This is a genomic window from Mesorhizobium liriopis, from assembly GCF_024053505.1.
In the GTDB taxonomy this organism is placed as follows: domain Bacteria; phylum Pseudomonadota; class Alphaproteobacteria; order Rhizobiales; family Rhizobiaceae; genus Mesorhizobium_B; species Mesorhizobium_B liriopis.
Window position 1 is genome coordinate 168550 of the sequence record NZ_JAMXQS010000002.1, and the last position, 21758, is coordinate 190307.

18 protein-coding genes are annotated in these 21758 nt (G+C 64.5%); 10 read left to right on the forward strand and 8 right to left on the reverse strand.

What is annotated here, in order from left to right; translation table 11 throughout:
• Nucleotides 1-473: 473 nt before the first annotated feature.
• The 5 genes from NGM99_RS03845 to NGM99_RS03865 form a co-directional block, all read right to left on the reverse strand.
• Nucleotides 474-1472, reverse strand: coding sequence for an ABC transporter ATP-binding protein (locus NGM99_RS03845; RefSeq protein WP_252816178.1), 999 nt, complete (start codon nucleotides 1470-1472; stop codon nucleotides 474-476).
• On the reverse strand, nucleotides 1472-2545 hold the full coding sequence (locus NGM99_RS03850) for a Gfo/Idh/MocA family protein (protein ID WP_252816180.1): 1074 nt from the start codon (nucleotides 2543-2545) through the stop codon (nucleotides 1472-1474). Before NGM99_RS03850 ends, NGM99_RS03845 begins: the two co-directional genes overlap by 1 nt.
• Entirely contained in the window at nucleotides 2542-3381 is an 840-nt protein-coding gene (locus tag NGM99_RS03855; protein ID WP_252816182.1) for a carbohydrate ABC transporter permease, read from the reverse strand. Before NGM99_RS03855 ends, NGM99_RS03850 begins: the two co-directional genes overlap by 4 nt.
• 262 nt (nucleotides 3382-3643) lie before the next feature.
• Complete coding sequence (locus tag NGM99_RS03860; RefSeq protein WP_252816184.1) at nucleotides 3644-4576, reverse strand: carbohydrate ABC transporter permease; 933 nt, start codon at nucleotides 4574-4576, stop codon at nucleotides 3644-3646.
• A gap of 298 nt (nucleotides 4577-4874) precedes the next feature.
• Entirely contained in the window at nucleotides 4875-6137 is a 1263-nt protein-coding gene (locus tag NGM99_RS03865; protein WP_252816186.1) for an ABC transporter substrate-binding protein, read from the reverse strand.
• Between the two features lie 234 nt (nucleotides 6138-6371).
• On the opposite strand from NGM99_RS03865, the gene NGM99_RS03870 reads away from it, so the two are divergent.
• Genes NGM99_RS03870 through nagA form a run of 3 tightly spaced genes read left to right on the forward strand, consistent with a single transcriptional unit; the run spans nucleotide 6372 to nucleotide 9327 of the window.
• A complete protein-coding gene (locus NGM99_RS03870) occupies nucleotides 6372-7148 on the forward strand; it encodes a GntR family transcriptional regulator (protein ID WP_252816188.1) in 777 nt (258 codons plus the stop codon).
• Nucleotides 7145-8176 carry an SIS domain-containing protein gene (locus NGM99_RS03875; protein ID WP_252816190.1) on the forward strand — a complete coding sequence of 344 codons (1032 nt, stop codon included), beginning with the start codon at nucleotides 7145-7147 and terminating at the stop codon, nucleotides 8174-8176. Before NGM99_RS03870 ends, NGM99_RS03875 begins: the two co-directional genes overlap by 4 nt.
• On the forward strand, nucleotides 8173-9327 hold the full coding sequence (nagA, locus tag NGM99_RS03880) for an N-acetylglucosamine-6-phosphate deacetylase (RefSeq protein ID WP_252816192.1): 1155 nt from the start codon (nucleotides 8173-8175) through the stop codon (nucleotides 9325-9327). Before NGM99_RS03875 ends, nagA begins: the two co-directional genes overlap by 4 nt.
• A gap of 78 nt (nucleotides 9328-9405) precedes the next feature.
• Here nagA and NGM99_RS03885 read toward each other — a convergent pair whose 3' ends face one another.
• Nucleotides 9406-10116 carry a haloacid dehalogenase type II gene (locus NGM99_RS03885; RefSeq protein ID WP_252816194.1) on the reverse strand — a complete coding sequence of 237 codons (711 nt, stop codon included), beginning with the start codon at nucleotides 10114-10116 and terminating at the stop codon, nucleotides 9406-9408.
• A 286-nt stretch (nucleotides 10117-10402) separates the two neighbouring features.
• Between NGM99_RS03885 and NGM99_RS03890 the strand changes: the two genes are divergently transcribed.
• From NGM99_RS03890 to NGM99_RS03910, 5 genes are all read left to right on the forward strand, one after another.
• On the forward strand, nucleotides 10403-11761 hold the full coding sequence (locus tag NGM99_RS03890) for an ABC transporter substrate-binding protein (RefSeq protein ID WP_252816196.1): 1359 nt from the start codon (nucleotides 10403-10405) through the stop codon (nucleotides 11759-11761).
• Nucleotides 11762-11851: 90 nt separating this feature from the next.
• Nucleotides 11852-12868 (forward strand): carbohydrate ABC transporter permease, encoded by a 1017-nt coding sequence (locus NGM99_RS03895; protein ID WP_252816198.1) that lies wholly within the window; start codon nucleotides 11852-11854, stop codon nucleotides 12866-12868.
• Between the two features lie 3 nt (nucleotides 12869-12871).
• On the forward strand, nucleotides 12872-14020 hold the full coding sequence (locus NGM99_RS03900) for a carbohydrate ABC transporter permease (protein WP_252816200.1): 1149 nt from the start codon (nucleotides 12872-12874) through the stop codon (nucleotides 14018-14020).
• Between the two features lie 25 nt (nucleotides 14021-14045).
• Nucleotides 14046-15719, forward strand: coding sequence for a beta-galactosidase BglA (bglA, locus tag NGM99_RS03905; protein ID WP_252816202.1), 1674 nt, complete (start codon nucleotides 14046-14048; stop codon nucleotides 15717-15719).
• Between the two features lie 28 nt (nucleotides 15720-15747).
• The gene (locus NGM99_RS03910; protein WP_252816204.1) at nucleotides 15748-16860 is read left to right on the forward strand and encodes an ABC transporter ATP-binding protein; all 1113 of its coding nucleotides are present in this window, start codon (nucleotides 15748-15750) and stop codon (nucleotides 16858-16860) included.
• 69 nt (nucleotides 16861-16929) lie between these two features.
• On the opposite strand, the gene NGM99_RS03915 is transcribed toward NGM99_RS03910, so the two are convergent.
• A complete protein-coding gene (locus NGM99_RS03915) occupies nucleotides 16930-17313 on the reverse strand; it encodes a hypothetical protein (protein WP_252816206.1) in 384 nt (127 codons plus the stop codon).
• A 202-nt stretch (nucleotides 17314-17515) separates the two neighbouring features.
• Here NGM99_RS03915 and NGM99_RS03920 point away from each other — a divergent pair, with 202 nt between their 5' ends.
• Together NGM99_RS03920 and gnd are read left to right on the forward strand one after the other, a co-directional pair.
• Entirely contained in the window at nucleotides 17516-17962 is a 447-nt protein-coding gene (locus NGM99_RS03920) for a Fur family transcriptional regulator (RefSeq protein WP_252816208.1), read from the forward strand.
• A gap of 199 nt (nucleotides 17963-18161) precedes the next feature.
• On the forward strand, nucleotides 18162-19613 hold the full coding sequence (gene gnd, locus NGM99_RS03925) for an NADP-dependent phosphogluconate dehydrogenase (RefSeq protein WP_252816210.1): 1452 nt from the start codon (nucleotides 18162-18164) through the stop codon (nucleotides 19611-19613).
• A 326-nt stretch (nucleotides 19614-19939) separates the two neighbouring features.
• Here the strand turns inward: gnd and NGM99_RS03930 are convergent, their stop codons facing one another.
• On the reverse strand, nucleotides 19940-21706 hold the full coding sequence (locus NGM99_RS03930) for an ABC transporter ATP-binding protein/permease (protein WP_252816212.1): 1767 nt from the start codon (nucleotides 21704-21706) through the stop codon (nucleotides 19940-19942).
• Nucleotides 21707-21758 lie beyond the last annotated feature (52 nt).

Here is a 21758-nt window from a genome sequence, read left to right on the forward strand (position 1 = left end):
CTCGTTTCTGGAAAGACGTTGTGCAGGTGGACGGTTTATCCCCACCCTATATCCCTCCCCACAAGGGGGAGGGAGGGCGCTAGCGTCGCGTTTCACCCCGAGCTTGTCGCCTAGCTTGAAAGTAGAAGTGCGGCGCTGACGTCCCCCTCCCACCTGTGGGGAGGGGTAAGGGGTGGGGGTGACGTAGCCACCAAGCTCAACGCCCCGCAAAGCCTGCGCTCTTTCGAAGCGTCAGTAGAATTTGAAGCGTCAGTAGAACCGGAAAGGACACGGCATGGATTCTCGGCTCAAGGCCGAGAATGACGAATGGATAGGAGGCAGGGCGCTAACCTTCGGCTGTGGCGACTGCCAGCCCTGACTTTGCCAACGTCACGAATGTCACCTTGGGATTTCCACCGTCACTTCGTCATTCTCGGCCTTGAGCCGAGAATCCATGCCATGAGGGTGGCGAGAAACGCTGGACTACCCAGCCCTCAGCCAACCCTCTTCCCATCCTCCCCGAACCGGTAGACCCGCGCCGGGTCGGGCGTCGCGAACAGTTCCTCGCCCGGCGCGGCCGCATATTCGCCGAACAGGCGCACCGTGATGAGCCCGGCTTTCTCGGTATCGAGATAAAGGTTCGTGTCCGCGCCCAGATGCTCGGCATGCACCACCGTGCCGCGCCATGTGCCTTCCGTTCCGTTCACGGCGATATGTTCGGGGCGGACGCCGATCGTCTTGGCACTCTCGCCCAGTCTTGCGCCGTCGATGAAATTCATCTTCGGGCTGCCGATGAAGCCGGCGACGAAGAGGTTGGCGGGCGCGTTGTAGAGCTCCATCGGCGCGCCGACCTGCTCGATCACCCCGCCATTCATGACGACGATCCGGTCGGCGAGCGTCATCGCTTCCACCTGGTCATGCGTCACATAGATCATGGTGGCGGAGAGCTCGCGGTGAAGGCGCGCGATCTCGAGGCGCGTGTTGACGCGGAGCGCCGCGTCGAGGTTCGACAGCGGCTCGTCGAACAAAAAGAGCTTGGGGTCGCGCACCACGGCGCGGCCGATGGCGACGCGCTGGCGCTGGCCGCCGGAGAGTTCAGCCGGACGGCGTTTTAGATAGGGTTCGAGCGACAGCATCGCCGACGCTTTTGCGATCTGGCTGTCGATCACGGCACTCGGCGTCTTCGCCTGTTTCAAGCCCAGCGCCATGTTGTCGCGCACGTTGAGGTGCGGGTAGAGCGCGTAGGACTGGAACACCATGGCGATGCCGCGCTGGGCGGGTGCTGTGTTCTCCACGCGTGTGCCATCGATCATCACCGCGCCCGAGCTGGTGTCTTCTAGGCCCGCGATGATGCGCAGAAGCGTGGACTTGCCGCAGCCCGAAGGCCCGACGAAGACGCAGAACTCGCCGTCGCCCACTTCGAGGTCGATGCCCTTCAGAACATCGGTCGCGCCGAAGCTCTTGCGGATTTGTTGAAGCGAAAGCGAACCCATCAGAGCCTCACCGGTTTGCCCGAACGCACGCTTTCGTCGGCCGCGAGGCACACGGCGAGCGAGCGCACCGCATCGTCCATGTGCCGCGACAGGTCGAGGTCCTCGCGGATGGCCTTGAGCACGAAGGCCTGCTCGCGGTCGCAAAGGTCCTGATGGCCGGGCTCGCCTGCCATGGAGATGTTCTCGTCGGGCGAAACGAAGCGGCCGTTCGCGTCCATTTCCGCGCGGTGGCGGCGGATCACGGACGTCTTGGTGTGGGCGTCGATGTCGTCGGACCTAGTGCCCTCGGCGACCACGATCGAGACGCAGCCGTTGGGCGAGATCACATCCTTCACGAAAAACGCGGTTTCCGACATCATCGGCCCCCAGCCCGCCTCGTACCAGCCGACCGAGCCATCGGCGAAGAGCACCTGGAGATGGCCGTAATTGTACATGTCAGGCGCGATCTCCTGGGAAAGGCGCACGCCCATGCCGCGCACCTCGACGGGTGGGGCGTCGGTGATCTGGCACATCACGTCGAGATAATGCACGCCGCAATCGACGATCGGGCTTGTGGTCTGCATCAGCTGCTTGTGGGTGGCCCAGGTGGGGCCCGAAGATTGCTGGTTGAGGTTCATGCGGAACACGAAGGGCCCGCCCAGCGCACGCGCTTCCGCGATCAGCCGCTCCCATGAGGGATGGTGGCGCAGGATATAGCCGACCACGAGCTTGCGGTTGTTGGCTTTCGCCGCATCGACCACGCGCTGCGCGTCCGCCACTGTCGTCGCGAGCGGCTTTTCCACGAACACATGCGCGCCGGCTTCCATGGCCTGCACGGCATAGTCGGCATGGCTGTCGGAATAGGTGGCGATTGCCACGAGGTCGGGCTTTTCCGATTGGAGCGTGTCCTCGAAGGACTGGCGGATGGACAAGCCGGCGAGGAGGCCGGGCAGCGGCACCCCGGAACGATTGACGAGGCCGACGATCTCGAAGCCCGGATTGGTGGCATAGGCCAGCGCATGGCTGCGGCCCATATTGCCGAGGCCCGCGACCATGACCCGTAAGGGGGAGGTGGGGATTGGTGCGGCGGTCATTTGACGGCTCCCGAGGTGATGCCGCGGATCAGCTGCCGCGAGAAGATGAAATAAAGGACGAGCACGGGCAGGATCGCGAGCGAAAGGGCTGCAAGAACCGCGTTCCAGTTGGTGACGAACTGCCCGAGAAAGATCTGTGCGCCCAGCGTCACCGTCTTGGTGGATTCGGATGGGGCGAGGATCAGGGGAAACCAGAGATCGTTCCAGATCGGAATCATGGTGAAGACCGCCACCGTCGCCATCGCGGGCCGCACCAGAGGCAGCACGAGGCGGAAGAAGATGCGGTATTCGGACAGCCCGTCGATGCGGCCGGCATTCTTGAGATCGTCGGACACCGTGCGCATGAACTCGGACAGGATGAAGATCGCGAGCGGCAGGCCCTGCGCGGTGTAGACGAGGATGAGCGCGGTCAGCGTGTTCACCAGTCCGCTCGCCACCATCAGCTGCAGGATGGCCACCGTGCCGAGCCGGATCGGGATCATGATGCCGAGCGCGAGGTAGAGGCCGGTCAGCGTATTGCCGCGAAAGCGATATTCGGACAGCGCGAATGCCGCCATCGCGCCGAACAAGAGCACGAGAAACAGCGAGACCACGGTGACGGTCAGGCTGTTGCCGAAATAAAGCAGGAAGTCGCCCTGCGCCATCACGGTGGTGTAGCCGACCGTATCGAAGGTGGTCGTGGTCGGCGGCATGAGCGGCGCCCGAAAGATCGCGTTGCGCGCCTTGAAGGAGTTCATGACGACGACAAGCACGGGGAAGAGGGCGATGATCGTGTAAAGGATCAGGATCGCATGAGCCGCGGCCGAGCGGGGGAGGGACGAGGTGGCGCGGCTCATGGGGCGGGTCTCGTGGTGAGGGCGCGGGTGGCTTGACGGTTCGAATGTCGAGCGCGCGGAGAGATCACCCCCACCCCGTACCCCTCCCCACAAGGGGGAGGGGAGGCGTCATCGCCGCGTTCAACACGGGGAAGGAGCAACAAGGCTGAAGGATGAGGCGCCAAGATCGGCGCTCCCCTCCCCCTTGTGGGGAGGGGTAAGGGGTGGGGGTGACGTTGCCGCTTCACCAGCCCATCCGAGTTTGGGGCCAAACCCACCCCGCTCAAAACTGATACCTCCGCAGCCGCGTCTGCACCGCGAACAGGTACACGCATACGCCGGCCAGGATGATCACGAACATCATCGAGGCGATCGTCGAGCCCATATACGGATCGCCCGATTGCAGCTGGAAGCCGAAGAAGGTGCGGTAAAGGAAGGTGCCGAGGATGTCGGTGGAATAGTTCGGTCCGGCGAGCGCGCCTTGGGCGGAATAGATCAGGTCGAAGGCGTTGAAATTACCGACGAATGTCAGGATCGAGATGATGCCGATGGAGGGCAGGATCAGCGGCAGCTTGATCTTCCAGAACTGGCTCCAGCCGGTCACCCCGTCGAGTTCGGCCGCTTCGATCACCTCGTCGGGGATGGAGAGCAGGGCGGCATAGATCAGCATCATCGGAATGCCGACGAACTGCCAGACCGAGATCAGGCCGAGCGTGGTCAGCGCATACTCTTCCTTGCCCAACCAGGGCGTGAACAGGCTTTTCAGACCGACGAGGTCGAGGAGGTTGGGGGCCACCCCCCAGAGCGGCGACAGGATCAGCTTCCACACGAAGCCGACGATCACGAAGGACAGAATGGTGGGGATGAAGATCGCGGTGCGGTAGAAGGCGGCGAAGCGCAGGCGCGGGCTCGACAGAAGTGCTGCGAGCGCCACGCCGATCGGGTTCTGCACCACCATATGGATGATGAAGAACCAGGTATTGTTCCACAGCGCGTTCCAGAACGAGGCCGACCAGCGCGCGTCGCCGAACAGCGTCTGGAAATTGGCAAGGCCGACAAATGTGCGCACGCCTTCGACATTGCGGAAGAGCGAGAGCTGCAGCGTGCCGAAGAGCGGCAGGATCATGATCGCCGAATAGACGAGCACCGCCGGCGCGAGCAGCACGGGAATGTGCCAGCGGAACGGGCGTCGAGCGGGGGCGGGCGCTTGGGTCATGGGCGGGTTTTTGGATTTTCGGACGGGCTGGTTGCGGGACCGTCGGGTTTGGGGTGGCTCGTTGCGGAGGTGTTCGCGTTCGTCGCGAACGTCACCCCCACCCCTTACCCCTCCCCACAAGGGGGAGGGGAAGACGTCGGCGTTGGGATCAGACTTTCAACTCAAGCGACAAGCGTCGAGGTTGCATCTCAGCGTGGCCGTACCCCTCCCCCTTGTGGGGAGGGGTAAGGGGTGGGGGCGACCTCGCCGCGCAACCGGCGCTTCAAGCATCAGCCGCGCGGCGAAAAGCCAACCCCGCTTACTTCGCAGCACCCGGCTTGTACCAGCCGTCCAGGCCCTTCTGCAGCTTGTCCGCAGCCTGTTCCGCTGTTTCGGTACCGTTGATCACGTTGGCCGACTCCACCCAGGTCTCGTTTTCGAGATTGGGCGTGCCGCGCGAAAGCACCTGGTAGGTCGAGCGGATGGTGGGCTTGCACTGTTCGCGCCAGGACACGAATTCCTGGGCGAGCGGGTCTTCCATCTTCACCGGCGTGTTGGACAGCGAGAAGAAGCCCGGCAGGGCGTTGGCGTAGATGGTGGCGAATTCCGGCGAAGCGACCCAGGACAGGAAGGTCTTGGCCGCGTCCTGGTTGGGGCTCTTGGCGTTCAGGCCGATGCCGATATCGTTGTGGTCCGAGATATAGCAGGTGTCGCCCGCGTTCTTCACCGGCGGCGGGAAGGCGCCCATCTTGAACTGCGCCTGGCTGTTGAACTGCGAGATTTCCCACGAACCAGCGGGGTAAATAGCGGCACGGCCGAGCGTGAAGAGGTTCTGGCTGTCTGGATAGGCCTGCGCCTCGAAGCCGTCGCCGAGATAAGGCTTCCACTTGGCGAGCGTCTTGAGGGGCTCGACCCAGTCGGCGTCGGTCAGCTTCTGCTTGCCCTCGATCAGCGCCTTGCGGCCGTCTTCGCCCTTCCAGTAGTTCGGGCCGATATTCTGGTAGCCCATGGTCGCGGCTTCCCAGAGATCCTTGGTGCCCATCGCCAGCGGGATATAGTTGCCGTCGGCCTTGATCTTGTCGAGGGCGGCGAAGAACTCGGCCTCGGTCTTCGGGACCGCGATGCCGAGCTGGTCGAACGCGTCCTTGTTGTAGATGAAGCCGTGGATCACGGATGCCATCGGCACGCAGAAGGTCTTGGAGCCGTCATCGGTGGACCATGCCGACTTCGCGACGGGGGAGAAGTTCTCCATGCCGGGCAGGCTCGTCAGATCGGCGAGCTGGCCCTTGTTGAAGAGATCGAGCGAGGCGTCGAAGGGGCGGCAGGTGATGAGGTCGCCGGCCGAGCCCGCGTCGAGCTTGGCGTTGAGGGCGGCATTGTATTCGGTGGGGGCGGAGGGTGCGAAGGTCACCTTGATGCCCGGATGGGCCTTCTCGAAGGCGGGAATGAGCTTTTCCTGCCAGATGGTCAGGTCGTCGTTGCGCCAGCTTTCGATGGTCAGCGACTTATCCTGCGCGAAGGCCAGAGTGGCGCCGCTCAGGATTGTGGAGGCCGCAAGCGCGGCCAGCATAAACTGTTTCATGATATCTCCCTGTGTTCCCGGCCGGGCTGTTCCTGGAGGCCCGGATCGCCCGCCGCCTCTTTTCGAGTGTCGGCGGCGAACGCATGCGGTGCAGACGATACCAAAAAAGACCACCTGTCTAGTGGCCAAGGATAGAAGGGACGAAAATTTGCGATTTTGGCGATTTCAGCTTGGCAAGTGGTATTTCAATGGTACCCTCACGATTGAAATCTTCGGGAGATGAGGCTTCAGGCCATGAGCGGGGTTGCCGCAATTCTGGACCGGATGCGCGGTGACGATCACCTGCACGCGCCGCTCTACATGCGACTGCAGCGCGCCATCGAGGAAGCCTTGGCGAGCGGCTCCATGGCGCCCGGCGAGGCACTTCCCTCCGAGCGTGATCTGGCGAATTTGACCGATGTTTCACGTGTAACAGTGCGCAAGGCCGTGCGCGATCTCGTCGAGCGCGGGGTGCTGGTGCAGCGTCAGGGCTCGGGCACCTTCGTCGCGCCACGCGTGGAGCGGGTCGAACAGCAGCTTTCGCGGCTGACCTCGTTTTCGGAAGACATGGCGCGGCGCGGCCTGACCTCGCGCTCGGTGTGGCTGGACCGTGGCGTCTATCCCGCACTTCCGAGCGAAGTCATGGCGCTGGGCCTGCGGGGCGACGAGAAGGTCGCGCGGCTTTCGCGTCTGCGCATCGCGGGCGACACGCCGCTCGCCATCGAGCGCGCGGTGATCTCGGCGACGATCCTGCCAGCCCCGCGCGACGTGCTGTCCTCGCTCTATGCCGTGCTCGACCAGACCGGCCACCGCCCGGTGCGCGCGGTGCAAAGGATCGCGGCCGTCAACCTCGGCGAAGAGGATGCGCGGCTGCTCGGCGTCGTCACCGGCTCGGCGAGCCTGTCCATCGAGCGCATCTCCTATCTCGCCAGCGGCCGTGCCATCGAACTGACGCGCTCCATCTATCGCGGCGACGCCTATGACTTCGTCGCCGAACTCTCCTGGGGTGCGCCCCGCGAAGGAATCAAATGACCGACCAGACGACTTTCATGCGCCGCGAAGTGGCCGAAATTCCGCAGGCCGTGGCGCGGCTGTTCGAACAGTCGGACGCGGCCCTGAAGGCGGCGGGCGAGGCTTTGCGCCAGGCCGATCCGCGCCTGATCGTGACGATTGCGCGCGGCTCCTCCGACCAGGTCGCGACGCTGTTCAAATATGCGGTCGAGATCGAGACGGGCATTCCGGTGGCTTCTGTCGGGCCATCGATCGCCTCCGTCTACGGCGCGAAACTGAAGATCGACGGGGGCGCGGCGATAGCCGTGTCGCAGTCGGGCCAGAGCCCGGACATCCTGGCCGCGATGAAGGTGGCGGGCGAGGGTGGTGCGCTGACGGTGGCCATGACCAACGATCCCCACTCGCCGCTCGCGCAGGGCGTCGCGCATGCGATCGATATCGCGGCGGGGCCTGAAAAGAGCGTGGCGGCGACCAAGACTTTCGTGTCTTCGGCGGCCGCCGCTCTCGGCCTCCTGGCGCATTGGCGAAAGGACGAGGCGCTGTTGCGCGCCCTCTACGATCTGCCCCAGGCGCTCGAAAAGGCCCTGACCTGCGACTGGCAGGCCTTCGGGGACGCCATCGGCGATCAGTCCTCGCTCTTCGTGCTCGGGCGTGGGCCGTCCTTCGCGATTTCGGGCGAAACGGCGCTCAAGTTCAAGGAAACCTGCGGCGTCCACGCGGAAAGCTACTCGGCGGCGGAAGTGATGCATGGGCCGATGGCGATCGTCACCAAAGGCTTCCCCGTGCTTGCCCTTTCCACGCCGGATCAGGCCGAGCCCTTCGTGGTGGATGCGGCCGATGCGCTGGCCGACAAGGGCGCTGCGGTATTCGCGGCAAGCGGGAAGGTGAAGACGGCCCAAAGCCTGCCTGTCGCCCGGACCGGCCATCCGCTGACCGACACGCTGTCCCTGGTGACGAGCTTCTATTCGTTCGCGGAGAATTTCGCGCGGGCGCGCGGGCTCGATCCCGACCAGCCGCCGCATCTCAGAAAGGTCACCGAAACCCGATGAGCTCGCAACACGCAATCACGGGCGCTGCCCGCATCTTCGACGGCGAAATCTGGATCGATGGGGCGGCCCTTCTGCTCGATGGCGACAGGGTCGCCGGCATCGTGCCGGAAACCGCGCTGGAGAATTCCGTGCGCCGCACCGAGCTCGATGGCGGCGTATTGGCACCGGGCTTTCTCGACCTTCAGGTGAATGGCGGCGGCGGGGTGATGTTCAACGACAGCCCGTCGGTCGATGCCATCCGCACGATCTGCGAAGCGCACCGCCCCTTCGGAACGACCGCGCTTCTGCCGACGTTGATCACCGACACGCGCGAGATTACTCGTGCCGCGATTGCTGCCGGCATCCAAGCGGCGAAAGCGAACGTGCCGGGCTTCATGGGGCTCCATCTCGAAGGCCCGCATCTGTCGATTGCGCGCAAAGGCGCGCATGATCCGGCGCTGATCCGGCCGATGGAGGACGACGACCTCGAAGCCTTGCTGGAGGCCAGGAAGCAGCTGCCGGTGCTGCTGACTACAGTCGCCCCTGAATCCGTCACACCCGAGCAGATCGGACGGCTGGCGCAAGGCGGCGTCTATGTCAGCCTTGGCCATTCCGACACCGGCATTGCGCAGGCGCATCGCTCCTTCATGGCGGGCGCGACGATCGCCACGCATCTCTTCAACGCGATGAGCCAGCTCGGCAATCGTGAGCCGGGGCTGGTAGGGGCTGTGCTCGATCACGGTCATGTCTATGCCGGGCTGATCGCCGACGGTATCCATGTCGCTTCCGAATCGATCGGCACGGCTCTTCGCGCCAAGCGTGGGCCGGGGCGGATCTTTCTCGTGACCGATGCGATGTCCACTATCGGCACGGATCAAACGAGCTTCACGCTCAACGGCCGCACCATCAAGCGCGAGCATGGGCGGCTGACGCTGGCCGACGGCACGCTGGCGGGCGCCGATCTCGACATGGCGGCGGCCATCCGCTTCATGCATGAGGTGATCGGGCTGGAACAAAGCGAGGCTTTGCGCATGGCGGGGCTTTATCCGGCACAAGCCGTAGGCGAGGCGGCCACGCGCGGACGGCTCGCGAGCGGCGCGCGGGCCGACTTCGTCCATCTGAGCGAAGACGGCCATGCGCAGGGCACCTGGATCGATGGCGAGCGGCCCTAGGCGCCGCTCCCCGAGCCGCGTGGAGGCTCTGCTCTCGCGCCCTGTTTCATGTGAAACGGGCGAGCGGGAAGAAGGGCGTCAGGCGGGCAGGAGCAGGGCTGCGGCTTCATCGAGGTCGCGCACCCGCGCGTAAGGCAGCCAGTCCGGGTTGCCTGCCTCGTTCAGCCGGTTCACCCAGATGCCGCGAAGGCCCAATTCGTGACATGCCTTCATGTCCCAATACATGCCCATCGCCACATGCACCGTCTCTTCCCTTGCGACGCCGATCGCGCGGTGGGCGTGTTCGAAGAACTGCCGCGACGGCTTGTAGGCCTGCGCCTGCTCGGCGGTGATGACGAAATCGAACGGCACGCCGATGCGCTCCACGGTGGGGGCGATCAGGTCGTCGTCGGAATTGGTGAAGATCGCGAGTCGGTAGCGCTCGCGTAGCCGCAGCAGGGCATCCGGCACGTCCGCATGCGGCCCCATCGTGGCGGGCGCGGAAGCGATGCGCTCGATCTCCTCTGCGCTTGGGCTCAGGCCCTCTTCGCTGAACGCTGCCCTGAAGCCGGTGCGCAGCACGTCCCTGTAGAGGCGATGCGGCTTCTCAGCCGTCAACCGGCGGCTCTGGGCCGAGAAGCCGTCGAGGATGGCCGAAGCGCTGCGGTCGCTCGCGCGATGGGCGTCCAGCACCCTCTCGATCTCGCGCAAAAGCACCTCGTACCACTGCACGAGGGTTCCATAGCAGTCAAAGGTGATGACCGAAGGCGCAGGGTCGAGCGTGAACGGGGCGGTGTCGGATCGGGGCATCGGGAAAGCCTGTGGGTCGGGATCGCGTTCGGGCGGCATCGGGGAAACGACGCCGGCACGGCTTCCAACGAACGGCCATCCGCCTCGTTGCGTCGGGTAGGGCAGGGCCTCGCTCTGCATCTGCAACCTGTGACAGTTCACGCGGCGGCGACTTCTTTCCCCGGTTGCAGCAAACCCTATGTTGCGGCACAGTCCTGTGATCGGGCGGAGGAGAACTGCCCCGGTTCGGCAGGCTGCAAGGCTCGGGCACGGCACAACACGGCCCAATGCATAGGGAGGCACATCGATGAGGAAGTTTCTGCTGCTCGGCGCGGCGATTGCGGCGCTGGCGGTGAGCGCGACCGCTCACGCCCAGGAACTCAAATTCGCGCCCGGCGAGGAAAACCGCTTCACCTGGGAGAACTACGAGGAGCTGAAGAAGACCGACCTCAAGGGCGAGACGCTGACCATCTTCGGTCCGTGGCGCGGCGAGGATGAGGCGCTGGTGCGCTCGGTTCTGGCCTATTTCCAGGAAGCGACGGGCGCCAATGTCCAGTATTCCTCTTCCGAGAACTACGAACAGCAGATCGTCATCGACACGCAGGCCGGCAGCCCGCCCAACATCGCGATCCTGCCTCAGCCCGGCCTGATCCAGGATCTGGCCTCCAAGGGCCTGCTCACCCCGCTCGACCAGGCCGACGCCGATTTCGTAAAGAACAATTACGGCGCGGGCGACAGTTGGGTGAAGCTCGGCACCTACAAGGGCAAGGACGGGAAGGAAGCGTTCTACGGCTTCCCCTACAAGGCCGACCTCAAATCGCTCGTCTGGTATGTGCCGGAAAACTTCGAGGAGGCAGGCTATGAAGTGCCCAAGACCTGGGAAGAGCTTCAGGCCCTGACCGACAAGATCGTGGCGGACGGCGGCGTGCCGTGGTGCATCGGTCTGGGCTCGGGCGGCGCCACCGGCTGGCCGGCGACCGACTGGATCGAAGACATCATGCTGCGCACCCAGTCGCCCGAAACCTACGACCAGTGGACCACGAACGCGATTCCGTTCAACGACCCGAAGGTTGTTCAGGCGCTCGACATCTTCGCCAAGATCGCGACCAACGACAAATATGTCGATGGCGGCAAGGCAGCGGTTGCGGCGACCGATTTCCGCGACAGCCCCAAGGGTCTCTTCTCGGTGCCGCCGAAATGCTACCTGCACCACAATGCGTCGTTCATCTCGTCCTTCTTCCCCGAAGGCACGAAGCTCGGCGAGGATGCGGACTTCTTCTACCTGCCCCCTTATGCCTCCAAGCCCGAACTCGGCACGCCTGTGCTGGGTGCCGGCACGCTGGCCATGATCACCAAGGACTCGAAGGCCGCGCGCGCTTTCATCAAGTTCCTCGAAATGCCGCTCGCGCATGAGATCTGGATGGCGCAGTCGGGCCTGCTGACGCCCCTCAAGACGGTGAAGCAGGAGGCTTATGCCAACGACGCGCTGCGCAAGCAGGGCGAAATCCTGACGAATGCCACCACTTTCCGCTTCGACGGCTCGGACCTGATGCCCGGCAAGATCGGCGCGGGCGCCTTCTGGACAGGCATGATCGACCTCGTCGGCGGCAAGTCGCCGGAAGCGGTCGCGACCGACATCCAGAAGAGCTGGGACGCCATCAAGTAAGAAGAACGGGCCGGCTTCGCGCCGGCCTTTTCGTCTCGAGCGTTTGATTCCACGCGGGGACCTGACCCACGTGGAGAGTGGGAGGGCATCATGGCAAGCCAGATCGTTTCGGCGATCCTCACCGTTCTTGTCGGCGTTTTCGGCTGCGTCGCCTATTTCTGGGGCGCGAACCGGCTGCTCGACCTCGCCTATCCCGCGCATGGCGTGTCGGGCATGCGGGCGGTCGATAATCTGCGCCGCCAAGGGCTGATCCGGCCTTGGCTCTTCGTCGGCCCCGCACTGATCCTGCTCGGCGTCTATCTCGTTTACCCGGTGGTCGAGACGCTGCGCCTATCCCTCTTCGACCGCGGCGGCACGAACTTCGTGGGGCTTGCGAATTACGAGTGGGCCTTCGGCGACCGCGAATTCCGCAACTCGATCTTCAACAATTTCCTCTGGCTTTTGGTCGTGCCGGCCGCCTGTACCTTTCTGGGGCTGATCATCGCGGTGCTCACCGACCGCATCTGGTGGGGCACGATCGCCAAAAGCCTGATCTTCATGCCGCTCGCCATCTCGTTCGTGGGTGCGAGCGTGATCTGGAAGTTCATCTACGAATATCGCGGGGGCGGGCAGACGCAGATCGGCATTCTCAACGCCATCGTGCAGTCGCTCGGGCTCGAGCCGCAGGTCTGGATCTCGCTGCCCTTCTGGAACAACTTCTTCCTGATGGCGATCCTGATCTGGATCCAGACGGGCTTTGCGATGGTCATTCTCTCCGCTGCCCTTCGCGGCATTCCGGAGGAAACCATCGAGGCGGCAGTGATCGATGGGGCCAACCCGTTCCAGATCTTCTGGAAGATCATGGTGCCACAGATCTGGGGCACGATCGCCGTGGTGTGGACGACGATCACGATCCTCGTGCTGAAAGTGTTCGACATCGTCCTCACCATGACCAACGGCCAGTGGAACACGCAGGTTCTGGCCAATCTGATGTTCGACTGGATGTTTCGCGGCGGCGGGGATTTCGGGCGCGGGGCGGCGATCGCGGTGGTGATCATGCTGGCCGTGGTGCCGATCATGATCTGGAACATCCGGCAGGCCACGCGCGAAGCGGATGGGGGGCACTAAACCATGGCAGCACGTGGTTCCGTTGCCGGGCGCTGGGGCGTTCATCTGGCGGTTCTGTTCTTCGTGGTCCTTTGGACCGTCCCGACCCTGGGCATTCTCGTCACGTCCTTCCGCGAAGCCGGCCAGATCGTGGCGTCGGGCTGGTGGACGGCCCTTTCCTCCTCCGCCCGCACCGAAGCGGGGCGTTTGCCGACGCCTGAAACGCAGGTGGAGCGCGACGGGCGGTTCCTGCTCGAGGGCAACATCTTTGGCGAAGGCCAAAGCGGCACGGTGCTCGCCTTTGGCACCCGCGCGCAGAATCCGACCGAGTTCGCGGCGGGCGCCACGGCCGATATCCGCGATGGCGCCACGCTTCAGGTCAACGAGGACGGCGGGTTCACGCTTTCCTCGCCGACCCGCCTCGAAGGCTCGCGTGGCCAGCGTGTTTATTATCAGGCCTCCACGCCGCCCGAATTCACCGTGAAGAACTACGAGACGGTGCTTTTTTCCGAAGGCATCGGGCGCTCCTTCATCAATTCGCTGACGGTGACGATCCCCGCCACCATCATCCCGATCCTGATCGCAGCCTTTGCCGCTTATGCGCTGGCCTGGATGCGCTTTCCGGGGCGTGCGCTTCTGATCGCGACCGTGATCGGCCTGCTCGTCGTGCCCTTGCAGATGTCGCTGATCCCCTTGCTCAAGCTTTATAACGGCGTCGGTGCGTTTTTCGGCGTGCCGGCCAAGACCTATCTCGGCATCTGGCTGGCCCATACCGGCTTCGGCCTGCCTTTCGCGATCTATCTGCTTCGCGCTTATATCGCCGGACTGCCGCGCGAGATCATGGAATCGGCGCGCATCGACGGCGCGAGCGATTTCGAGATCTTCGTGAAGATCGTGCTGCCGCTGTCCTTCCCCGTTCTGGCCTCTTTCGCCATCTTCCAGTTCCTCTGGGTCTGGAACGACCTGCTCGTCGCGATGGTCTTCCTCGGCACGGGCACGGAACAGCTGGTGCTCACCGGCAAGCTCAACGCGCTCTTGGGGTCCAAGGGCGGCGATTGGGAAATCCTCACCACCTCCGCCTTCATCACCATTCTTGTGCCGATCGCTGTGTTCTTTGCTCTCCAGCGCTATTTCGTGCGCGGGCTTCTCGCCGGCTCGGTGAAGGGCGGGTAGGAACGGGCAAGACAAAGAGCAGAGCATGGACGCACGGGTGGAACGAGCGGCAGGGACGGCAGGGGTGGGCGACGCCGACTGGTGGCGGGGTGCCGTGATCTACCAGATCTATCCGCGCTCGTTTCAGGACACGAATGGCGACGGCATCGGCGATCTCGCGGGCATCACAAAGCGTCTGCCTTATGTCGCCTCGCTCGGCGTCGATGCGATCTGGATCTCGCCCTTCTTCCCCTCGCCGATGAAGGATTTCGGCTACGACGTGTCGGATTATTGCGGCGTCGATCCGATGTTCGGCACGCTCGACGATTTCGATGCGCTGATCGCCGAAGCGCACCGGCTGGGGCTGAAGGTGATGATCGACCAGGTGATCAGCCACACCTCGGACCTGCATCCGTGGTTCAGGGAAAGCCGCAAGAGCCGCGATAATCCGAAATCGGACTGGTATGTCTGGACTGATGCGAAGCCAGACGGCACGCCGCCCAACAACTGGTTGTCCGTCTTCGGCGGCTCCTCATGGGAGTGGGATACGGGGCGCCGGCAATATTACCTGCACAACTTCCTCACCACCCAACCCGATCTCAACTTCCACAATCCGCATGTGCAGGATGCGGTGCTGGGCGCGGTGCGCTTCTGGCTCGAGCGCGGCGTGGACGGGTTTCGGCTGGATACCGTGAACTTCTATTTCCACTCGGAGGGGCTGGAAAACAATCCGGCTTTGCCGATCGAGAAGCGCAACGACAAGTCGGCGCCGGCGGTCAACCCTTACGGGTATCAGGACCACGTCTATGACAAGAACCGGCCGGAGAATGTCGGTTTTCTCGAACGCTTCCGCGCGCTGCTCGACGAGTATCAGGCCCGCGCGGCGGTGGGCGAGGTGGGCGAGGGTCAGCGCGGCACGGAGCTGATGGCGGAATACACCAGCGGCACGAAGCGGCTGCAGATGTGCTACAGCTTCGAACTGCTCACTTCCGCCCCTTTGAGCCCCGGCCAGCTCAAGGAAACTCTGGAAGAGTTCGACGGGAAGGCGCCCGATGGCTGGGCCTGCTGGGCCACCTCGAACCACGACGTGGAGCGCACCGCCTCGCGCTGGGGCGACAATGTTGCGCCCGACAACCGCACGGCCTTCACCAAGCTCGTCGCGAGCCTGCTGCTCTCCTTGCGCGGCTCGGTCTGTTTGTATCAGGGCGAGGAACTGGGGCTGACCGAGGCGCAACTGCGCTTCGAGGATCTGCAGGACCCTTATGGCATCCGCTTCTGGCCCGATTTCAAGGGCCGCGACGGCTGCCGCACGCCGATGGTGTGGGACGCGGGCGACAAAGCGGGCGGCTTTTCGAGCGGCAAGCCCTGGCTTCCCGTTCCCCCCGAACACCTTCTGATGGCCGTGAGCGCCGAGGAAGACGACGACGCGTCCGTGCTCGCGCATTACCGGCGCTTTCTCCGCTTCCGTAAAACGCACCCCTCGCTGCAGCGCGGGTCGATCCTGTTTCTGAAGGCCGAAGGCGATGTGCTGGCTTTCCGGCGCGAATGGGAGGGCGAGACCCTGGTCTGTGCCTTCAATCTGGGAGAGGTGCCGGCCGAGATCGCGTTAGAGGATGCGGACGGTTGCGCGACGCTCCCCGACAGTGGACACTCGGGCACGGTTTCGGGCGATACGATCACGTTGCCGCCGCTTGGCGCATGGTTCGGCCGGCACGAATGAGCGAACCGGAAGAACAGGGAGGAGCAGAATGGCAGATCTGACGCTTCGGCAGGTGCGCAAGGCCTATGGGTCGGTGGAAATCCTGCACGGAATCGACCTCGACATCAAATCCGGCGAGTTCATCGTGTTCGTGGGGCCTTCCGGCTGCGGCAAGTCTACGCTGTTGCGCACGATTGCGGGGCTCGAGGACATTTCCTCGGGCACGCTGCAGATCGATGGCGAGACGGTGAACGACGTGCCGCCGTCCAAGCGCGGGATCGCCATGGTGTTCCAGTCCTACGCGCTCTACCCGCACATGACCGTTTACGACAACATGGCCTTCGGCATGAGGATCGCGCGGGCTCCGAAGGAGGAGATCGACCGGCGCGTGAAGGCGGCGGCCGACATCCTGCAGCTGACGCCCTATCTCGCGCGCCTGCCGCGTGCGCTCTCGGGCGGCCAGCGCCAGCGCGTGGCCATCGGCCGGGCCATCGTGCGCAATCCCAAGGTGTTCCTGTTCGACGAGCCGCTGTCGAACCTCGACGCCGCGCTCCGCGTCGCGACGCGCATCGAGATCGCCAAGCTCAAGGAATCGATGCCCGCCACCACCATGATCTATGTGACGCATGATCAGGTGGAGGCGATGACGCTGGCCGACCGCATCGTGGTCTTGAAGGACGGCTATATCGAACAGGTCGGCTCGCCGATGGAGCTCTACAAGAACCCCGGCAACCTGTTCGTCGCCCGCTTCATCGGCTCGCCTTCCATGAACATCCTGCCCGCCACCGTTTCACGCGCAGGCGCGCGGACGGAAGTGAAGCTGCCGGAGGGCCACACTGTCGAGGTGCCGGTGGAAACGCCGGCGAGTGCGGCGGGTGCCAAGGTGCATTTCGGCGTGCGGCCCGAGGATCTGCGCGTGGCGCGCGAGGGCGAATCGGTCTTCCTCGAAGGCAAGGTCGATTATGTCGAGCAGCTGGGCGAGGTGCAGCTGGTTTATCTGGATATCGGCCGCGCGGACGAGCCGCTGGTGGTCAAGCTGCCGGGCGGCGCGCCGGTCGAGCGTGGCGCGCCCCTGCGCCTGACGGCCTCGGCCGAAGACCTGCACCTCTTTGCCGAGGATGGCTCCTCGCTGCGCAGGCGGCAGCTGCCCGTCGCGGCCTGAGCAAAACCGAAAAGCAAAGAAAAACGGCGGCCACTGGCCGCCGTCCAACTGTTTGCCGATGCGAAGCGCTCAGTACGCGCTGCTGCCACCGCCGGTTCCGCTCGCCCCACCCGAACCGATCGTCCCTGAGCCGATCGACGAGCCCGAGGAGCCGTTGCCGGGAAGCGTGTCCGTAGGCGTGCCCTGATTGTCGCCGCCGACATTGTTGTTGGCCGAAGGTGCGGGCGCGCCGCCCACCGACCCTTCCGGCAGGATCGTGCCGGTGTTGCCGTAATCGATGGAGCCATTGTTGGCCGGTGCGTTGCTGCCGTTCTGGACCTGATCCGAGCCCAGGCCGCGCGCGGCGGGCTGATCGGAAGCGGCCGGATTGTTGGGCATGTTGTTGGTGGTCTGCGCCATTGCCGAGCCGGCGACGGTGAGGACAATCGCGGAAGCTGCAAGAAGTGCTTTCATGACAAATGCTCCTTTGAAGTTCTGGCCTCGAACACCCGGTAAATGGATCAGTGCGGGCGTGGCCATCTGATTGATACAGGGAGGAGAAGGCCGAACTCGGCGATGGGTTCCCTTCACGAAAATTTGGGGTCGGACGCCTGGGAGCGGCTAGAACCCGCGCAGAGCCTTTGCAACTGGCTGTCAACTGGCCCATAAGCGGCCCATGGTTCGCGCTCCCAAACCCGCTTCGGAAAAAGCCCTGCGCCGTGCCGGCGTGCGCATCACGCGGCAGCGCAAGGTGATCCTCCAGGTTCTGGAAGACGCCGACCATCTCGATGCGCCGGGCATCCATGCGCGCGCCGCCGCGGTCGATCCGAGCATCTCGCTGTCCACCGTTTATCGCACCGTGAAGCTGCTCGAAGACCAGGGCGCCCTCCATCGTCATGCCTTCGGCGACGGCCCCGCCCGTTTCGAAGGCGCGCATGGCGAGCATCATGATCACCTGATCGACATCGAGACCGGCGACGTGATCGAGTTCGCGTCACCCAAGATCGAGGAATTGCAGCAGGCCATCGCCGACAGCCTCGGCTACGACATCGTCCATCATCGGCTGGAGCTTTATGGGCGCAAGCGGCAACCGGAGGCCCAAGCCGACAAGAGCAAGGATTAGGCCCAAGCCGACAAGAGCAAGGATTAGGCCCAAGCCGACAAAAGCAAGGGTTAGGGCCAAGCCGACCAAGGCAAAGATTGACGCCCTGTCGTCCCGCTCCACATTGGCCGTGCCGGGGCCGCTCCATCGGGGGCTGACCTGATCGATGCGGGCCATGCTATGGGCTCGTCTCAACGATTCGCAAGCGGAGAGGGTGCCCATGGAACTGGCGGAAATCGGCCTTGTCGGCCTCGGCGTGATGGGATCGAACCTCGCGCTCAACATCGCCGAGCACGGCCACCGCATCGCGGTGTGGAACCGCGAACTGCCCCGCTTGCCCGAATTCATCCGCGACGCGGGCGATCTGGCCCAGCACATCATCCCGACCGAGACGATCGAGCAGCTGATCGCCGCCATCAAGCCGCCGCGCGCGGTGATCCTGATGATCCCGGCGGGTGCCGCCGTGGACGAGCAGATCGGCATCCTCAAGCCGCTTCTGGGCGAGGGCGGGCTCATCATCGATGCCGGAAACAGCGACTTCCGCGACACGGTGCGCCGGGTCAAGGAACTGGAAGGTTCGGGCGTGACGCTGGTCGGCATGGGCGTGTCGGGCGGCGAAGAGGGCGCGCGCCATGGGCCTTCGATGATGGCGGGCGGCGAGCGTTCGGCCTTTGCCCGCATCGAACGGATCATCATGGATATCGCCGCGCGCACCAAGGACGGCGAGCCCTGTGCCGCATGGCTCGGGCCGGACGGCGCAGGCCATTTCGTGAAGACGATCCACAACGGCATCGAATATGCCGACATGCAGATGATCGCCGAGATTTACGGCGCGTTCCGCGACGGCGCGGGGTTGAAGCCTGCCGAGACCGCCGAAATCTTCAAGGACTGGAACACGCGCGAGCTCGATTCCTACCTGATCGAGATCACGGCGCGCGTGTTGTCGGCCGTCGACAAGGAAACGGAGAAACCGATCGTCGATATCATCCTCGACCGCGCGGGCCAGAAGGGCACCGGCCTGTGGTCGGCGGTGGAAGCCGAGCGGCTGGGCCGCCCGGCCAGCGTGATCGAGGCCGCCGTCGGCGCGCGCGTTCTGTCTTCGCTCAAGGACGAGCGCGAGGCGGCGGAAAAGGCCTATGGCCTGGGCAAGCCGGAAGCGGGCGCTTTCACGAAGAACGATGCGCAACTGCTCGAACACGCGCTGCTCGCCGGCAAGGTCGTGGCCTATGCGCAGGGTTTCGCCGTGCTCGCCATGGCCTCGCGCATGTTCGACTGGAACCTGCCGCTGCCGACCGTTGCCCGCATCTGGCGCGCCGGCTGCATCATCCGGTCCCAGTTCCTGGGCACCATCGCGGCCGCCTTCGAAGGGCCAAAGGTGGACAACCTTCTGATGACGCCCGCCTTCATCGACATCATGAAGCGCTCCCACGGCGCCTTGCGCGAGGTGGTGGCGCGCGCGGCGCAGGCCGGACTGCCGATGCCGGCTTTGTCTTCGGCGCTGGCTTATTTCGACAGCTACCGGCAGGGGCGTGGCACCACCGATCTGATCCAGGCCCAGCGCGACTTCTTCGGCGCGCACGGCTTCGAGCGCATCGACCAGCCCGGCGCGCATCACGGCATCTGGGGCATCAGCGAGATGCCGGCCACGCCGACGCCGGGCGAGAAGGCTTGAGGACAGAAACAAAGGGCCCGCTTCGGCGGGCCTTTTTGTTTTCAGTGCTGCTTGTTGAGATGCCGGTGCAGGCGGCCAAGTCACTCCCACCCCTTACCCCTCCCCACAGGTGGGAGGGGAGGACGTCATCGCCGAGCCCGCCTGCGACGCTTGGCGTCTGGCGCGAAGGAACAAGTAAGAGGCTGGGGTCTCCCCGCCCCCTTATGGGGAGGGGTACGAGGTGGGGGTGACGCGTCCGCTAGACTCGACGTTTCAGAACGTCCTCATCTCTCCTGCTTCTTGCAATCCGCCGCCTTTCACTTGGAGTTCGGGTCTCGCCGAGGGGCTTATACCCGTTCCGCCACCTTCGCCTTGCCGCGCATGGGTTCGCGCTTCAGTTCCACCACGCGTGAGAAGAACGTGCCGTCCGCCTTTTCAACTTGGCCGATATTCAGGAGCGCGGAATCCTTCAGCTCCGTTTCGAACAGCTTGAACACTCGTTCCCGCGCCGGCCCGTGGAACGAATCCAGCGCCTGGTTGACCACGATCCAGTCCGGCCGGTGCATGGCGAGGCGGGCGAAGGCGACGAGGCGCTGGTCGTCTTCGGAAAGCTCGCGGTCCCAACGGCCCACGCGGTCGAGGCGATCGGACAGATGGCGAAGGCCGAGGCGGTCGAGCAGGTCGGGAGCGGCATTCGCCGCGACGTCGCTGGCGGCCATCGGATAGGAGAGCGCCTCGCGCAGGGTGCCGGGCGGCATATAGGGGGCGGCCGGGACGAAGGCGACGGAAGCACCCTTGGGCAGGCCGATGCGCCCCTCGCCTTCGCGCCAGAGCCCGGCCATCGCCTTGAACAGAAGCGTCTTGCCGACGCCCGCCTCGCCGGTGATGGCGATGCGCTCGCCGGGGGCGACGACCAGTTGCGGTTCGCTCAACCGCGCACGGCCCACCGGCGAGATGATCGCGACCTTATCGAACACTACGCGGTTCTCTTCGCTCGCATCCAGCCTGATGCCGAGCGTCGGATGGATGATGGGCGAGGGCAGTTCGGTAAGGGCGGCGCGGAAATTGCCGACGCGGAGCAGCGTAGCACGCCAGTCGGCGATGGCGCCGATATGGTCCACGAACCAGCGCAGCGCGGTGTGAACCTGCGTGAAGGCGGCAGCCGCCATCATCAGCCCGCCAAAGGAAAGATGGCCCGAGAAATAGACCGGCGAGGCGATGACGATCGGTGCCACCACTGTGATCCAGCCATAGCCGGAGGTGACGAAAGTGAGCCGCACCACCGCATTCATGATGTTGCGCACGGCTTTGAGCACCGAGGACAGGTTCTCCTCGAGCCGCCGCTCTTCGCCTGCTTCCGCGCCCTCGAGCGCGATCGCCTCGCGGTTCTCGTTGACCCGCACCAGCGCGAAGCGCATCGCCGCCTCGCGCTCGTAGCGCTCGCTGTTGAGCTTGATCAGCGGTCGGCCGACCAGCCATGAAAGCGCCGAAGCCACGCCCGCATAAAGAAACGCGGCCCAGACCATGTAGCCGGGAATGGCGATGGCCGTGCCGTTGAACATGAAGGAGAAGCCGGCCGAGATCGACCAGAGGACGCCGATGAACGAGACGAGCAGGATGCCCGACTGCATGAGGCCGATGCCGAGATCGGCGCTGAGATCGGCCAGCTGCATGGCATCCTGATGCACGCGCTGGTCGGGGTTGACGCTGACGGCACCCGCTGCCGCCAGCCGCGCGCCGCGCCCCGGCGCCATCCATTCCTTGAGAAGATCGTGCGTCAGCCCTTCGCGCAGCTTGATGTGCAGCATCTGGTTGAACCAGGCCTGCACGGTGTTGAGGACGAGGAGAAAGGCTGCGATCTGCACGAAGACGAGCAATTGCTGGAAGAAGCCCGCCAGGTTGCGGCGCTCGATGGCATCATAGAACGGTTTGTTCCAGCTGTTGAGCAGCACCTGCCCGTAGGCTGTCGCGAGGATGATGCCGAGCAGACCAGCACAAAGCAGGAAGATCGCGTTGCGCGCGGGCGAAGCCATGAAGGCAGCGCGCATCATGCGCAGCTGTCCGCCGAATGTCTGCTCCTTGGATGCCGGCGGCACCACAGGCTTCATGTTCATGGCCCGACCTTTCCTCGGTCCTTGGGACATCGTGCCGAAGAGTGTCCGGCAC

Bases quoted from the DNA above. Each gene is read 5' to 3' on its own strand.
- NGM99_RS03845 (WP_252816178.1), bottom strand. From the start codon at position 1,472: ATGGGTTCGCTTTCGCTTCAACAAATCCGCAAGAGCTTCGGCGCGACC.
- NGM99_RS03850 (WP_252816180.1), bottom strand. From the start codon at position 2,545: ATGACCGCCGCACCAATCCCCACCTCCCCCTTACGGGTCATGGTCGCG.
- NGM99_RS03855 (WP_252816182.1), bottom strand. From the start codon at position 3,381: ATGAGCCGCGCCACCTCGTCCCTCCCCCGCTCGGCCGCGGCTCATGCG.
- NGM99_RS03860 (WP_252816184.1), bottom strand. From the start codon at position 4,576: ATGACCCAAGCGCCCGCCCCCGCTCGACGCCCGTTCCGCTGGCACATT.
- NGM99_RS03865 (WP_252816186.1), bottom strand. From the start codon at position 6,137: ATGAAACAGTTTATGCTGGCCGCGCTTGCGGCCTCCACAATCCTGAGC.
- NGM99_RS03870 (WP_252816188.1), top strand. From the start codon at position 6,372: ATGAGCGGGGTTGCCGCAATTCTGGACCGGATGCGCGGTGACGATCAC.
- NGM99_RS03875 (WP_252816190.1), top strand. From the start codon at position 7,145: ATGACCGACCAGACGACTTTCATGCGCCGCGAAGTGGCCGAAATTCCG.
- nagA (WP_252816192.1), top strand. From the start codon at position 8,173: ATGAGCTCGCAACACGCAATCACGGGCGCTGCCCGCATCTTCGACGGC.
- NGM99_RS03885 (WP_252816194.1), bottom strand. From the start codon at position 10,116: ATGCCCCGATCCGACACCGCCCCGTTCACGCTCGACCCTGCGCCTTCG.
- NGM99_RS03890 (WP_252816196.1), top strand. From the start codon at position 10,403: ATGAGGAAGTTTCTGCTGCTCGGCGCGGCGATTGCGGCGCTGGCGGTG.
- NGM99_RS03895 (WP_252816198.1), top strand. From the start codon at position 11,852: ATGGCAAGCCAGATCGTTTCGGCGATCCTCACCGTTCTTGTCGGCGTT.
- NGM99_RS03900 (WP_252816200.1), top strand. From the start codon at position 12,872: ATGGCAGCACGTGGTTCCGTTGCCGGGCGCTGGGGCGTTCATCTGGCG.
- bglA (WP_252816202.1), top strand. From the start codon at position 14,046: ATGGACGCACGGGTGGAACGAGCGGCAGGGACGGCAGGGGTGGGCGAC.
- NGM99_RS03910 (WP_252816204.1), top strand. From the start codon at position 15,748: ATGGCAGATCTGACGCTTCGGCAGGTGCGCAAGGCCTATGGGTCGGTG.
- NGM99_RS03915 (WP_252816206.1), bottom strand. From the start codon at position 17,313: ATGAAAGCACTTCTTGCAGCTTCCGCGATTGTCCTCACCGTCGCCGGC.
- NGM99_RS03920 (WP_252816208.1), top strand. From the start codon at position 17,516: ATGGTTCGCGCTCCCAAACCCGCTTCGGAAAAAGCCCTGCGCCGTGCC.
- gnd (WP_252816210.1), top strand. From the start codon at position 18,162: ATGGAACTGGCGGAAATCGGCCTTGTCGGCCTCGGCGTGATGGGATCG.
- NGM99_RS03930 (WP_252816212.1), bottom strand. From the start codon at position 21,706: ATGAACATGAAGCCTGTGGTGCCGCCGGCATCCAAGGAGCAGACATTC.